Origin of the sequence: Bradyrhizobium sp. CW1 (assembly GCF_023100665.1) — a bacterium.
GTDB lineage: Bacteria > Pseudomonadota > Alphaproteobacteria > Rhizobiales > Xanthobacteraceae > Bradyrhizobium > Bradyrhizobium canariense_D.
On the sequence record NZ_CP064684.1, the window covers coordinates 3,129,074 to 3,143,118 of the forward strand.

Sequence of the window (14,045 nt, forward strand, 5' to 3'; positions counted from 1 at the left end):
CAGTTAGCGTGAGGAGGGAGTGAAAATCGGGCCGTTCGGCTTGATGCGGATGCCCGGCCGCAGGCGCGTCCATGGCAGCGTGGCTGTGTCCGCGGGCATCGCGCCGGGGGCGGCGCAGATCATCAGCTTTTCTGCGATCGGCTCGAAATCGGCGCGGAAGTGCACCGAGCTCTTGTTGACCAAAATCTTCTCTTCGGTCGGCTCGATGCCGACATAGCGGTACATTGCCTGGTCGGCGAGCTGCGCCTTATGCGAGGATACGACGACCCGGACATCGCCGATGCGAAGGCAGGCCGACGGGCCCATCTCCATCTCGCGGCCGCCGTAGTAGGGACCGGGCGCGATGAAGCGGCCGTCCGAAAGTTTTTCGACGACGAAGGTCGCACGATAGGGCTCGTCGCCGGGAATGCCGGACTTGCCGCCGAGCGACAGCGTCACGGTGGCACCGGCGCCGGCTGCATGCGCGGCCTTGGCCGATTCCGGATCGTAGATCGCGCCGGTCGCGGCGCTGGCCTTGTTGCGGACCAGCGCGCGTAGCATGCCGGTGGTGTCGGAATCGCCGCCGGCGCCGGGATTGTCCTGGGTGTCGGCGATGATGATCGGCTTGCTGGCGCCCTTCGAGAGTTCCATCGCGTGGCGTACGCCGTCATCAGGTGACCAGATCTTGCCGTCGAAATCGTCCTCGTGGCTTTCGATCAGCTTCACGATCGCATCCGCCGCGCGGTCGGCATCGGCTTGCGTCTTGCCATAGGCGAACACGCTCGGCCCGCAATCGCGGAAATCGGCGGCGGGGAAGCCGGGCGCAAAGGACAGCGTCGGAACCGCGTCGATCTCCAGCGCGGCAAGCTTTTCGTAGATGCGTTTGGTCGGCTGGTCGTTGGTGCACTGCCAGCTGATCGGAATCAGAAACGGCAATTGCCGGAAGGCCTTTGCGAAACGCCGCTGTGTCTTCAGAAGCAATGCGAGATGTTGCGCGCAGGCGCGGCCGGTCTCGGCCATGTCGACATGGGGATAGGTGCGGTAGGCGATCAGCGCGTCCGCATGCTCAATCATTTCGGGGGTGACGTTGGCGTGGAGATCGAGGCTGGTGACCAGCGGAATGTCCTTGCCGATGACGCGGCGCACGCGCGCGAGAATCTCGCCTTCGCCGTCGTCGAGATGTTCCGTGACCATCGCGCCGTGCAGATCGAGATAGACGGCGTCGATCGGGCCGGCGGCGGCAATGCCATCGACCATGACCTTCACGATGCGCTCGAAGGCGTCCTTGGTGACATGCGCCGAAGGGCTCGCGCCGCAGGCAATCGTCGGAACGAGTTCCCAGCCATGGGCCTCGGCGCTGTCGACGAAACCGGCGAGGCCGACATTGATGCGGCGCATCACCTTCAACACGTCGGGACCTTGCGTCATCGCCGGCCAGCCGCCGCCGTGCTGGAAGTCTGCGAAGGTCGCCTTCGTCGGAGCGAAGGTGTTGGTCTCGTGCAGGAAGCCGCCGACGGCGATACGTGTCATCAACTCAAGTCCAGCAATTGAATGTGCGCGACGTTAGCCCTGTGCTTGCGGCGAGAGCAAGCCGGGAAGCAATCGCGCCGCGCATGGCGTCAAGCCGTTTTGGGAATGCTTGTCGCAACCGCCGTCATTGCGAGCGAAGCGAAGCAATCCAGAATCCTTCCGCAGGGACAGTCTGGATTGCTTCGCTGCGCTCGCAATGACGAGGCGAGAGACTAGGCGCTGGCCGCCGCGCCCTCGGCCACCGGCCGGAAGTTCGCAAAATCCCAGCCGCGGCCTGGCGCTGCCTCGAGCAAGGCTCTGGTGTACGCCTCCTTCGGATGCGTCAGCACTTCGGCGGCCGGCCCCTGCTCGACGACGCGGCCGTGTTGCATCACCATGACCTCGTCGCAGATCTGTGCTGCGACGCGTAGATCGTGAGTGATGAACAGGATGGCGATGCCGAGCCGCTTCTGGATCTCGTCGAACAGTTCCAGCACCTGCGCCTGCACGGAGACGTCGAGGGCGGAGACGGCCTCGTCCGCGACCAGCACATCGGGATCGAGCGCGAGCGCGCGGGCGATCGCAATGCGCTGACGCTGGCCGCCGGAGAACTGGTGCGGATAGCGCGCGACCGCATCGGCGGGCAGACCGACCAGCTCGAGCAATTCGCGGGCACGCTTCATTGCGTCGGCATGCGACACACCATAATTGATCGGGCCTTCCGCGATGCTTTCGCCGACGGTGACGCGCGGGTTGAGCGAGCGGTAAGGGTCCTGGAATACGATCTGGATCTTCTTCCGATGCGGCTGCAACAGCCGCCGCGAAATGTCCGAGATCTCGCGGCCGGAGAGGCGCACGCCGCCCGAAGTCGGGTCGATCAGGCGGACGATGCAGCGCGCCACGGTCGATTTGCCCGAACCGCTCTCGCCGACGATGCCGAGCGTGCGACCCTTGCGTAGCGTCAGCGTGACCTTGTCGGCAGCGACGACCTCGCGGCCTTTACCGAAGAACGCGCGCTCGCGGTAGACCTTCCCAAGCTCGTTGGCTTCCAGCACCACCGGTTCCTTGGTCTCAAGCCGTGCCGCGCGCGGCACCAGGCTCGGTACTGCGGAAAGCAGGTTGCGGGTGTACTCCATGGTCGGATTGCGCAGGATGGAATCCAGCGTTCCGGTCTCGACCAGTCGGCCCTGCCGCATCACGGCGACGCGGTCGGCGATCTCGGCGACCACGCCCATGTCGTGGGTGATGAACAGCACGGCGGTTCCGTGATCGCGCTGGAGGTCGCGGATCAGGGTCAAGATCTGCTTCTGCGTGGTGACGTCGAGCGCGGTGGTCGGTTCGTCCGCAATGAGCAGCTTCGGTTCGAGCACGAGCGCCATCGCGATCATGATGCGCTGGCGCTGACCGCCGGAGAGTCGGTGAGGGTAGGAGGCAAAGATACGCTCAACCTGGGGCAGGCGCACCTGCTCCATCATGTCGAGGATACGCTTCTTGCGCGCCTTCGCGTCGAGTTTGGTGTGCGCGCGCAGGACTTCGTCGATCTGACGGCCGACCGGCATCACCGGATTGAGTGCCGTCATCGGCTCCTGGAAGATCATCGCCATTCGGGTCGCGCGGAGCTGCCGCAGGCGGCGGTCGGTCGCGGTGAGAATCTCCTCGCCGACCAGCTTGACGCTGCCGCCGGTGGGAACGAGCGTGCCCTTCGGCAGCAGACCCATGGTGGTCAGGGAGGTCACCGACTTGCCTGAGCCGCTTTCGCCGACAAGGCACAGCGTCTCGCGCTCGTGCACCTGGATCGAGATGCCGTCGAGGATGTTTGCAGCATTCGGCTTCTTGCCGACGGACACGACGAGGTTGTTGATGTCGAGGATGGGGCTGGTCATCACTTGATCGGTCATCATTTGCCTTCCCGCTGCTTCATGCGCGGATCGAGTGCATCGCGGGCGGCGTCGCCGATCAAATTGATGCTGAGGATGGCGATCGAGAGCAGCAGGCCCGGCCAGAAGATCAGCGTCGGCTTGAGCTGGAAGTACTGACGGCCCTCGGCCATGATGTTGCCCCAGGTCGGCGTCTCCGGCGAGATGCCGGCGCCGAGGAAGGAGAGGATGGCCTCAGTAAGGATCGCGGACGCGCAGACGTAACTGCCCTGCACGATCAGAGGTGCGATCGTGTTCGGCATCAAATGCCGCCACATGATCTTTGGCAGGGATGTGCCGACCGAGATCGCCGCTTCAACATAGGGCTCTTCGCGCGCCGACAGCACGACCGAACGCACCAGGCGTGCCACGCGCGGAACTTCGGGGATCGTGATCGCGATCAGCACCGTCCAGAGGCTGGCGCCGGACAGCGACACCACGGCGATTGCCAGCAGGATGCTCGGCATTGCCATCAGGCCGTCCATGATCCGCATCATGACGGAATCGACCAGCTTGAAGAAGCCGGAGACGAGGCCGATCGCCAACCCAATGACGATCGACATGATCGCCGAGCCGATGCCGATCAGAAGCGAAATGCGTCCGCCATACATCACGCGCGACAGCAGGTCGCGGCCATAGGCGTCGGTGCCGAGCAGGAATTGCGCCGAAGAGGGCTTCAGCCGCTGCGAGGGCGCAAGCTGGATCGGATCATACGGCGCGATCAACGGCGCCAGGATCGAGATCAGCACAACCAACGCCAGGCAGATGGTCGCCGCCGCGATGATCGGCGTCGAGGTCAGGAATCCGAGGCGCGGTCGCAGCGGCGATGTGATCGGGATGGAGGACTGGGGAAGGGTATCGACCGACATTTTTGTTGTTATCCTTAGCCCTAGTACCGGATCCGGGGATCGAGCAGCGTGTAGGCGACGTCGATCAGGAGATTGACGACGACATAGATCAGCGACGTCAGCAAGATCATCGCCTGGATCACCGGATAGTCGCGCGCCAGCACCGCATCCACCGTGAGGCGGCCGATGCCGGGGATGTTGAACACGCTCTCGGTGACGACGACCCCGGAGATCAAAAGCGCAAAGCCGGTACCGATCACCGTGATCACGGGCACGGCCGCGTTGCGCAGCGCGTGCCGCATCATCACGGCGACCTCGTTGATGCCTTTTGCCCGCGCGGTGCGGACGTAGTCCTCGCCGAGCACGTCGAGCATCGCCGCGCGCGTCATGCGCGCGATCAAAGCGATATAGATGAAGGACAGCGCACAGGTCGGCAGGATGATGCGCTCGAAGAACGGCCCAAACCCGTTCGAGATGCTGCGGAAGCCCTGCACCGGCACCCAGCGCAGGTCGATCGCGAAGACCTCGATCAGGATGTAGCCGACCACGAACACCGGCACCGAGAAGCCGAGCACGGACAGGCCCATCACGAAGCGGTCGATCCAGGTGCCGTGCTTCCAGGCCGCGATCACGCCCAGGGGAACAGCGACGATGACGGCGAGGATGATGGTCGACAGCGCGATCGAGATCGACGGCTCGACCCGCTGGCCGATCATCTTCATCACCGGAAGGTTGGAGATGAGTGACGTTCCGAGATCGCCATGCAGCAGCTTGTTCAGCCAGGTGATGAACTGCACGATCAGCGGCTCGTTGAGGCCGAGCGAGGTGCGGATGCGCTCGAGCCGCTCCGGCGTGGCGTTGTCGCCGGCCAGAATCGCGGCGGGATCGCCCGGGGTGAGGCGGAGCAGGAGGAAGACGAACAGCGCCACCACGCCCATCACAGGCACGGCGGCGAGAATTCGGCGAAGGAGATATCCGAGCAAGTTGGATCCCGTCAGATGAGAGTCAAATCAGAGACAGCGGCTGGAGCCTGGGGTTCTGCCACCAGCCTAACATTTCAGCAATTCCCATGCCATCCGGGCCACCGTTTTTGCAGTGCGGTCAATTTGTTTCGGTGATCTGGCCCGGTTTTGGCGATGTGGCTCGCGCCGTTACTCCAGAGTCGCGAGCAGCCCCGCCATCAGCCGGCCGCGTTCGACCAGACTTTCAACCTCGATATACTCCTCGAGCGTGTGGCCGTTGCCGCCACGCACGCCCAGGCCGTCGAGAGTCGGGATGCCCATTGCGCCCGTGAAATTGCCGTCGGAGCCGCCGCCGGCGCTCGCATGCGGCAGTTCTGCGCCAAGCGACTTGGCGATCCCGCGCGCCCTTTCATACAGCGCCATGGTGCCGGCATCGGGCTCCCAAACCGGACGTGTCACGCCGCGCGTCACCTTGAAGGTGACATCATTGGTTGTACCGGAGAGCGCCAGCATCCTCTCGACGCCGCGATCGAGGTCAGCCTGGCGCTTGGCCATCGAAAGCGCTTCGCCGGTGGCGGTCGTGGCAACGCAATTGACCCATTGACCCCCGTGCACGACGCCGACTGAAAACGTGCAGTCTTCGCCCGTCATCGCATCGATGGTGAGGATTTGCCGCGCCATCTCGCGAATCGCCGAGCGGCCTGCCGACAAGGTCGCGCCGGCGTGGCTGGGTCGGCCGGTCGCCTCGAGATTGAAGCGCGCGATGGCGTAACGTCCGGTGGTGACGCCGTTGCCGGCGCGGCCGGGCTCCGGCACCAGCACGTATTTGTTGCGCGCGGCTTCCGCCTCGATGATATCGCGCGTGGAGGGTGTGCCGACTTCCTCGTCGGGCGTGAACAGCACGGTGATCGGCAGTGGCGTCGTGAACGAGGCGCGGGCCAGTTGTCGGATGGCTTCCAGCGAAAGATAATTGCCGCCCTTCATGTCGTAGATGCCGGGGCCATAGCACTTGTTACCCTCGCGGCGCCATTTCAGCTTCTCGATGGTGCCTGTGGGGTGGACCGTATCCATGTGTCCGGCGATCAGGATGCCCGGTTCGCCCTGCTTCGGATGCGGAAAGCGGGCGCGGATCACGCCGCCAAAGCCCTGGCGACCGGCGATGCGCTCGATCGTCGCACCCATGATCGCCATCTCCCGCGCTGCGATATCGAGCATGCGGTTCACGGCGCTCGCGTCCCAGGTCGGGCTTTCGCATTCCACCCAGCCGCGCAGACCCTGGAGCATCGCTTCGGAATCGAAGGGAAGATTGGCTGGATTCATCTCAATGTCTCTCCAATGTCTCTTGGGCTTTGGAACATGGAACGCGCATTGCATCGGCGCGGGGCAGGACAGGCGGAGAGTGTTGTAGAGCCAAACCGATCCTTGTGGAGCCCGTGTGCGCGCCGCTTGGGCTTGCAGCGAAACCGGATTGACGCGCTCGGCACCGTCTGCAAGTCTCGAAAAGATAAAGGCATTGCATGAGGTTAGTTCGCCTAAAGAACGAACCGGATGCTCAATCAATAACCTGCCTTTGAACAGTTTCACGTCAGGAGAACTTTTTATGTTTAAGTTGATGCGCCGGGGGCCTCGCGCGTTCGCCTCCAAACTTGCGCTGTCGCTCGTCGCGCTTTCGACCGCACTGGCCTCGCCGGTGCTTGCGGCCGGCAAGACCATCACGGCGGTAATGCATTCGGATCTGCGCATCATCGATCCGATCTTCACCACGGCCTACATCACGCGCGACCATGGCTACATGATCTACGACACGCTCGTGGCGCCCGATTCGAACTTCAAGATCCAGCCGCAGATGGCGGACTGGAAGATCTCCGACGACAAGCTCACCTACACCTTCACGCTGCGCGACGGCCTGAAGTGGCATGACGGTGCGCCGGTGACGGCGGAGGACTGCGTCGCCTCGCTCAAGCGCTGGGCCGCAGTCGATGGCATGGGCCAGAAACTGCTCGACTTCACCGCCAGCATCGAGGCGACCGATGCCAAGACCATCACGCTGAAGCTGAAGGAGCCCTACGGCCTCGTGCTCGACTCGATCGGCAAGCCGTCCTCCCGCGTTGCCTTCATGATGCCGAAGCGCCTGGCCGAGACGCCGCCGGACAAGCAAATCCCCGAGCAGATCGGTTCGGGTCCTTTCAAGTTCGTGCAGTCGGAATTCCAGCCGGGCGTGAAGGCGGTCTACGTCAAGAACACCGATTACGTGCCGCGCAAGGAGCCGTCGAGCTGGACCTCCGGCGGCAAGGTGGTGAAGGTCGACCGCGTCGAGTGGATCACCATGCCGGACTCGCAGACCGCGGTGAACGCGTTGCAGTCGGGCGACATCGACTTCGTGGAAAATCTGCCTTACGACATGCTCCCGTTACTGGAAGCGAACAAGGACATCACGATCGAGGTCTCGAACAAGTTCGGTTTCCAGACGCTCGGCCGGATGAACTTCCTTTATCCGCCGTTCGATAATGTCAAAGTGCGCCGTGCTGCCTTTCTGGCGATAAACCAGAAGGACGTTCTCGACGCGCTCGTCGGCAACGCCAAATATCAGAAGGTCTGTGGCGCCTTCTTCGTGTGCGATACGCCGTTCGCGACGGAGGCCGGTGCCGAGACCCTGGTGAAGGGCAACGGCATGGCCGAAGCCAAGAAGGCGCTCGCCGAATCCGGCTATGACGGCACCCCGATCGTGATCATGGCCCCCGGCGATGTCACGACGCTGAAGGCGCAGCCGATCGTTGCGGCTCAGTTGCTGCGCGAGGCCGGCTTCAAGGTCGACCTGCAAGCGACCGATTGGCAGACGGTGGTGAGCCGCCGCGCCAGTCAGAAGCCTCCGAAAGAGGGCGGCTGGAACATGTTCTTCACCAACTGGGTCGCGGCCGACGTCTCCAACCCGATCGCCAATCTCTCGATCGGCGGCCAGGGCAAGAAGGGCTGGTTCGGTTGGGCCGAGAACGCCAAGATCGAAAAGCTCAAGGACGACTTCGTTCGCGCCGCCTCGCTCGACGATCAGAAGAAGATCGCCGCTGACATCCAGAAGGAAGCCTATGAGCAGGTGATCTACATCCCGCTGGGGCAGTATCTCCTGCCGAGCGGCTGGCGCAAATCGCTGACCGGCGTGCTCGACGGTCCCGCGACCCCGCTGTTCTGGAACGTCGACAAGTCGGAGTAGGGCAAAGGCCCTTCCTTTCGTCCGGATCATCATGCGGCGCCGCTGTCATCAGCGGCGCCGCTCTTTTGCCAGTCTCGGTCCTTTGTTGACCTTACGCCGGCTGAGAAAGCGGATGCTTTCAACGTTCCCAGTCTGCGGTCATTGCTATTTGTTTCGATCCAGAACTAGATGTGTCTTGCTCGCGCATCATCTTCCTTCCTCCATTTGATTCCAGTGCCGATCGATTTTGCATTCCAGGCGATGGCCGAACGGTCCGATCGCGCGCCGGCACGATGGCGCCGGCCATTCCGGCGTTGGCTCGATGGCGTCGAGACGGGCTGGGCCGTGCCGCTTCTCGTCGCCTGCTTCGTCGGGATCTGGACGCTCTATCTGGCAGTCGCCTATGCCGGCGGCGGTCTGCACCCCGATACGCTGGAGGCCTGGACGCTGGGGCGGCATTTCGCGTGGGGCTATCCCAAGCATCCGCCATTGACCGGCTGGGTTGCCGCGAGCTGGAGCGCCGTTTTTCCGCTCACCGACTGGTCGCTGCACTTGATGGCGATGGCCAACGCCGGGCTCGCGCTGGTCTTCGTCGATCGGATCGCGCGGCAATTCGTGACGGGGCACAAGCGCGTCCTGGTGCTGTTGCTCCTGATGCTGACGCCGGCCTATCAATTCCATGCCCAGCGCTTCAACGCCAATGCGGTGCTGCTGGCGGTCTGGCCGCTGGCGACCTGGTGCTTCCTGCGCGCATTCGAGATCCGAGCGGCGTCGTGGGCGGTTGCCGTGGGATGCACGACGGCACTGGCCATGGTCGGCAAATACTATTCGATCTTCCTTGTCGCGAGCTTCACGTTTGCCGCGCTGGCGCATCCGGCGCGACGCGCCTATTTCACTTCCGCCTCGCCCTGGATTTCGGTCGTCGTCGGGCTTGCGGCGCTGTCACCGCATCTTCATTGGCTCGCGACCACGGGGCATCGACCTTCACCTACGCGCTGAACCATGCCAACGGCACTGCGGCGAGTTCTGCTGCTGATGTCAGGAACTTCCTTTTGGGCCTGTTGGCGGCCATGAGTGTGTCAGCCGTCAGCTGGGTATTGATCGCCGGCACGCGGCTGAAGCAGTTTCCGGACGATTTCGCGGCGATGAATCCGGGCCTGCGGCTCCTCTTTTACGTTGCCGTCGGCACGATTGCGCTGCCGGTCCTGATCTCGCTCGTGATGGGCACCGATCTGCCGTCGCTGTGGGCTTTGCAAGGGTTGTTTCTGTTCGCCATTCTCGTGGTCTGCGGCACAAATTATTCCATCGAGCGCTTTTACACCGTCAACCTCACCGTGGTCGTGGCCGGTGTCGCGCTCACGGCCGTCCTCGTCGCCGCGCCGACCCACGCGGTCTATCGCAATGATCACGGTTACGAGGAGGGGCGCAATTTCTACGCGCAGGCGGCGAGTCGATTGACACGCGACTGGCGCGAACTGACGGACGAGCCGCTCGCCGCCGTCAGCGGCGACGATTCACTGGCCTTCGCGACAGCCTTCTACAGCCCGGACCACCCGCACCACGTGCGGCCGTTCGAGGATCAATATCCCGGGGGCTTGCCGCACAAGACGACGCTGGAGCGCGGCTGGGCCGCGCTCTGTTTTCGCGATCAGGATGACTGCAGCCGGTGGATGGACTCGGTGGCCGGGCGCGCCGGGCATTTCATGAGGCGGGAACTTATCATACAGGCGCAGCTATGGGGCCGGCCCGGTCTCACGCGGGAAGTGCTTGTGCTGATGGTGCCGCCCCGTGGAAGCGGCGCGGCACCCGAAGGCATTGCGGACGATTTCAGCGCCAGCAGGCGCGCAACGGAATAGGCGTCTTGCTCAGCAGTGGCTGTCGCGGACCCGCTCGAGCCCTTCACTCGCGAATGGCACGGTGACGGCGGTCTTTTCGGCGCTCGACGGCGTGCGTTCCGTCTCCGCCCGTTCCGCGGCGTCGTGGTCTTTACGGTGTTTCGGTTCCATTGAAGCGCCCTTTCAAATTGTTGCAGTACAACATCGAGAGCGCCACGGAGTTCCTCAGCTGATGGCGCGATGATGCGGCCTGAACAACCGTCCTCTCTCCACCACCAGCACGATCGCGAGCGCGGCGAGGGACGACACGAAGAAGCCGACCGAGAACGGCAGCAACGTGCCGTCGAAGCTTTGTCCGATGGCCATGCCGACGGCGATGCCGATCAGCGTGGTGATCGAGCCGTAGAGCGAGGACGCCGTGCCGGCGATGTGGCCCTGCGGCTCCATGGCGAGTGCAGTGAAGTTGGCGACCATCATGCCGAACGAGAACATCATCAGCGCCGAGAGCACCATGAACAGGGGAAGCGGCAACGCGGCGAGGCTTTCCGTCAGCAGCATCACTCCCGCCACCGCGGTGTAGAGCGTCAGCGCGCCGTGCGAGATCACGCGCATGCCGAGGGTCCCAACGAATCGCGCATTGAGAAAGCCGGCAATGGCGGTGCCGGCCGCGATCCCGGCGAAGGCGAGCGGAAAATAATGGCCGAGGTGATAGATGCCGACAAAAACTTGCTGAGCCAAAAATACGTAGGCGAACAGCGCGCCCATGACGCTACCGGCGGCGAGCGCATAGCCGAGGGTTTGGCGATGGGTCACGGTCTGCCAGTAGGCCGTGAGCACGTCGGCCGGCGCAAGCGACCTGCGTTCGCTCTCAGGCAGGGTCTCCGGAAGCCGCAGCACGGACCATGCAAGCGCGAGCAGCCCGTAGAGCATCAGCACGACGAAGATGCCGCGCCATTGCGTCACCAGCAGCACCGCCTGTCCGAACGAAGGGGCGATCACGGGGACGGCGATGAAGATCATCATCGCAAGCGACATCACGCTCGCCATGCGGCGGCCGACGTAACAGTCGCGCACGATTGAGGTGGCGATCACGCGCGTCGCCGAGGTACTGAAACCCTGCAGTGCGCGTGCCAGCAGCAGCGTCTCGAACGACGGCGCCGCAATCGCCAGCACGCTTGCCACCGCATAGACCGCCATCCCGCCGAGCAGCACCGGGCGGCGGCCAAAGCGATCCGACAGCGGGCCCATGACGAACTGCCCCGCGCCAAAGCCGATCAGGAAGGTCGACAGCACCAGCTGAAGATGGTTGGCGACGGGGATATTGAAGGCCGACCCGATATTGGGCAGTGCCGGGAGCATCATGTCCATCGCAAGCGGATTCAGCGCCATGATCGACGCGATCACGATGACGAATTCGGGGAAACCCATGGGACGGTGTCCCGAGGACACCCAGTCGTCGGCATTGACGTCGGACAAGAAGCTCACCTCTGATTTGAGGCCCTTATCTATCTTCAATGCTGCGTTGCACAAGCAACGTTTCGGGATGGCTGGCAGGCGGTGCAGGAGCAGACAGGAATTGATGAGGTATCAGCGCTCGCGGCCGCCGCGCGCGGCGGGATCCTCCGCGCAGCTTTCGTGGTGCGGGCAGCCGGGGTCGAACCGGCACAGCGCTTGCGCGCCGAGGGATTTTAAGTCCCTTGCGTCTACCAATTCCGCCATGCCCGCTTGATCCAACGACATCAGCCACTTAAGTCCCTTGCCGGCGGTCTGGAATTGGCATTTGCAGGCCGGAGGGGTGGTTCTTCCTTAGGCGAGCCGGCGGCACAAGGCAAAGCCTCAATCCGGACATCTGTTGTTGCTTTAGGCATTCTCAATCGACGGGGACTATTCATCCGGCATGTCAGCTTTGATCCAATATCGCCTGCGCCCGTGCTGCGTGGTCGCCGCGCTGCTCGCGGCCGACTTCGCGCTGTCCGGCTGCGCCGGCATGAGCGAGACGGTCGCTCCGGCCTTTGCCGATCCCGCCAAGTACGAATTGTACGATTGCAAGCAGCTCGAAGGCGAGCGCAAGTCGATCGCCAACCGCACCGGCGATTTGCAGAGGCTGATGGACAAGGCACAGACCGGCGCGGGCGGCGCCGTGGTGTCGGAGCTTGCCTATCGCAACGACTACATCGCAGTACGCGGGCAGGCGCAGATGGCCGATGACGCTTGGCGCCGCAACAAGTGCCGGGAAACGCCCCCCGAGGCGACGCCGGCCGCCGCGGCGCCCGCAGCCAATCCTGGCCCGAAATCGACAAGAGCCGTGCGCTGAAACGTCCTGACATCAGCGCCTCGCGTCAGGGCCGCCAGCCGTAGATCCAGTCCTGCCGTGCCAGCATGCGTTCCGGGCCGAGGGCGCGGACCGCAAGATCGCGCGCGAACGCGAGCGGCCCACTGAAATGATAGATGCGGCCCTGCTGCCGCGCGGTCCGCTGCACCCGCCGCACGCGCGCCTGGCGCGTCCGGCCGTATTGTCTCAGCGCTGCCGTGATGCCCGCGGTGGTCTCGGCGATCTCAGGGCTCAAATGCTGCGCGAGCACTGCGGCGTCCTCGATCGCCATGCCGGCGCCCTGGGCCGCAAACGGCAGCATCGCATGCACGGCGTCGCCGAGCAGCGCGACCGGGCCTTTGCTCCAGGGGCAGTCGTCGGGGACGCCGAACAGCGCCCATTTCCGCCAGCTGTCGACTGTGGCGAGCATCATGCGCGCCGGCGGCGGCCAGCGCGGCGCGGCGAAGGCGTCCAGCACTTCGCGGGGATCGCCGGGCGTGCTCCAGCCCGGCCTGTTCCAGGTGCCCGGCAGCACCGCGACCACGTTGATCTGGCGTCCGCCCGCGATCGGGTAGGCGACGAGATGGGCATTCGGGCCCATCCAGAGCTGGACCCGGCGCGCTGTGTAGTCCTTCGGCAGTTGCGTGGCATCGAGCGTACCGCGCCAGGCAATCAGCCCGGAGAAGCGCGGCTGCACCTCGGGGAATAGATGCTGGCGCACCGTCGACCAGATACCGTCGGCGCCGATCAGCGCACTGGCGAGATCGCTGCGCCGGATCGTGCCGCTGCGATGAACCACCGTCAGCCCCTTCACGTGAGGCGCGACGTCTTCGAAGGTCGCGCCGAGTTTCAGGTCGATATCGGGATGGTCGGAAACTGCGCCGGCGAGGGCGGATTGCAGGTCGGCGCGGTGCACCACCCAATAGGGGGCGCCGGCGCGCTCGGCGGCGGCTTCTCCCAGCGGCATGCGCAAAAGCTCACCGCCGGCCCGCGCGCTCATGATCGAGACTGCCTCCGGGATCACGGCGCGCAACTTGAGGCGCTCGGTGAGGCCGAGCTCGACCAGCACGCGGCTGGCGTTCGGGGAGAGTTGCAGACCGGCGCCGACTTCCTCGAGCCGCTCGGCCTTTTCCAGCACGATGATGCGGAAGCCGCGGGCCGCGAGCGCAAGCGCAGCCGTCAGTCCACCGATGCCGGCACCGGCGATGACAATCGTTCGGGGGAGCGCCACCCCTGGCCGATCGAAGCGGTCAGGCCACCTTGTCCTTCAGGACGCATTCCGGCGGACGGGCTTCGCCCGCCTTCAGGTCGGCGGCGAAACGGTACAGAGTCGAGCAGTACGGGCAGATGATCTCGTTGTCGTTGCCGAGGTCGAGGAAGACGTGCGGATGATCGAACGGAGGGTTGGCGCCCACGCACATGAACTCTTGCGAGCCGATCTCGATGACGGGGACACCGGCATCGTTGTGGAAGTGCGGGACGACATGGTCGGACATCG

The 14,045-nt window shown here is 64.3% G+C and carries 10 protein-coding genes, 1 tRNA gene and 1 pseudogene; 3 read left to right on the forward strand and 9 right to left on the reverse strand.

Annotated elements, in window-relative coordinates; translation table 11 throughout:
* Nucleotides 1–3: 3 nt before the first annotated feature.
* From IVB54_RS15170 to IVB54_RS15190, 5 genes are all read right to left on the reverse strand, one after another.
* Nucleotides 4–1,509 (reverse strand): M81 family metallopeptidase, encoded by a 1,506-nt coding sequence (locus IVB54_RS15170; protein ID WP_247335594.1) that lies wholly within the window; start codon nt 1,507–1,509, stop codon nt 4–6.
* 212 nt (nt 1,510–1,721) lie between these two features.
* A complete protein-coding gene (locus IVB54_RS15175; RefSeq protein WP_026232921.1) occupies nt 1,722–3,371 on the reverse strand; it encodes an ABC transporter ATP-binding protein in 1,650 nt (549 codons plus the stop codon).
* Nucleotides 3,372–3,385: 14 nt separating this feature from the next.
* On the reverse strand, nt 3,386–4,273 hold the full coding sequence (locus IVB54_RS15180) for an ABC transporter permease (RefSeq protein WP_018455317.1): 888 nt from the start codon (nt 4,271–4,273) through the stop codon (nt 3,386–3,388).
* Between the two features lie 20 nt (nt 4,274–4,293).
* Complete coding sequence (locus IVB54_RS15185) at nt 4,294–5,235, reverse strand: ABC transporter permease (RefSeq protein WP_007602533.1); 942 nt, start codon at nt 5,233–5,235, stop codon at nt 4,294–4,296.
* A gap of 168 nt (nt 5,236–5,403) precedes the next feature.
* Entirely contained in the window at nt 5,404–6,534 is a 1,131-nt protein-coding gene (locus IVB54_RS15190) for a M20/M25/M40 family metallo-hydrolase (RefSeq protein WP_247777319.1), read from the reverse strand.
* A 280-nt stretch (nt 6,535–6,814) separates the two neighbouring features.
* Here IVB54_RS15190 and IVB54_RS15195 point away from each other — a divergent pair, with 280 nt between their 5' ends.
* Together IVB54_RS15195 and IVB54_RS15200 are read left to right on the forward strand one after the other, a co-directional pair.
* A complete protein-coding gene (locus IVB54_RS15195) occupies nt 6,815–8,422 on the forward strand; it encodes an ABC transporter substrate-binding protein (RefSeq protein ID WP_247777320.1) in 1,608 nt (535 codons plus the stop codon).
* A gap of 240 nt (nt 8,423–8,662) precedes the next feature.
* A pseudogene (locus IVB54_RS15200) lies at nt 8,663–10,257 on the forward strand (glycosyltransferase family 39 protein).
* A 204-nt stretch (nt 10,258–10,461) separates the two neighbouring features.
* On the opposite strand, the gene IVB54_RS15205 reads toward IVB54_RS15200, so the two are convergent.
* Both IVB54_RS15205 and IVB54_RS15210 read right to left on the reverse strand, forming a co-directional pair.
* Nucleotides 10,462–11,712, reverse strand: coding sequence for a multidrug effflux MFS transporter (locus tag IVB54_RS15205; protein WP_247777321.1), 1,251 nt, complete (start codon nt 11,710–11,712; stop codon nt 10,462–10,464).
* A gap of 160 nt (nt 11,713–11,872) precedes the next feature.
* A tRNA-Leu gene (locus IVB54_RS15210) sits at nt 11,873–11,961 on the reverse strand.
* 172 nt (nt 11,962–12,133) lie between these two features.
* Between IVB54_RS15210 and IVB54_RS15215 the strand changes: the two genes are divergently transcribed.
* Entirely contained in the window at nt 12,134–12,550 is a 417-nt protein-coding gene (locus tag IVB54_RS15215; RefSeq protein WP_018455323.1) for a hypothetical protein, read from the forward strand.
* 25 nt (nt 12,551–12,575) lie between these two features.
* On the opposite strand, the gene IVB54_RS15220 is transcribed toward IVB54_RS15215, so the two are convergent.
* Entirely contained in the window at nt 12,576–13,778 is a 1,203-nt protein-coding gene (locus IVB54_RS15220; protein ID WP_247299779.1) for an FAD-dependent monooxygenase, read from the reverse strand.
* 19 nt (nt 13,779–13,797) lie between these two features.
* A complete protein-coding gene (locus IVB54_RS15225; protein WP_007602543.1) occupies nt 13,798–14,043 on the reverse strand; it encodes a zinc-finger domain-containing protein in 246 nt (81 codons plus the stop codon).
* Nucleotides 14,044–14,045: the final 2 nt, after the last annotated feature.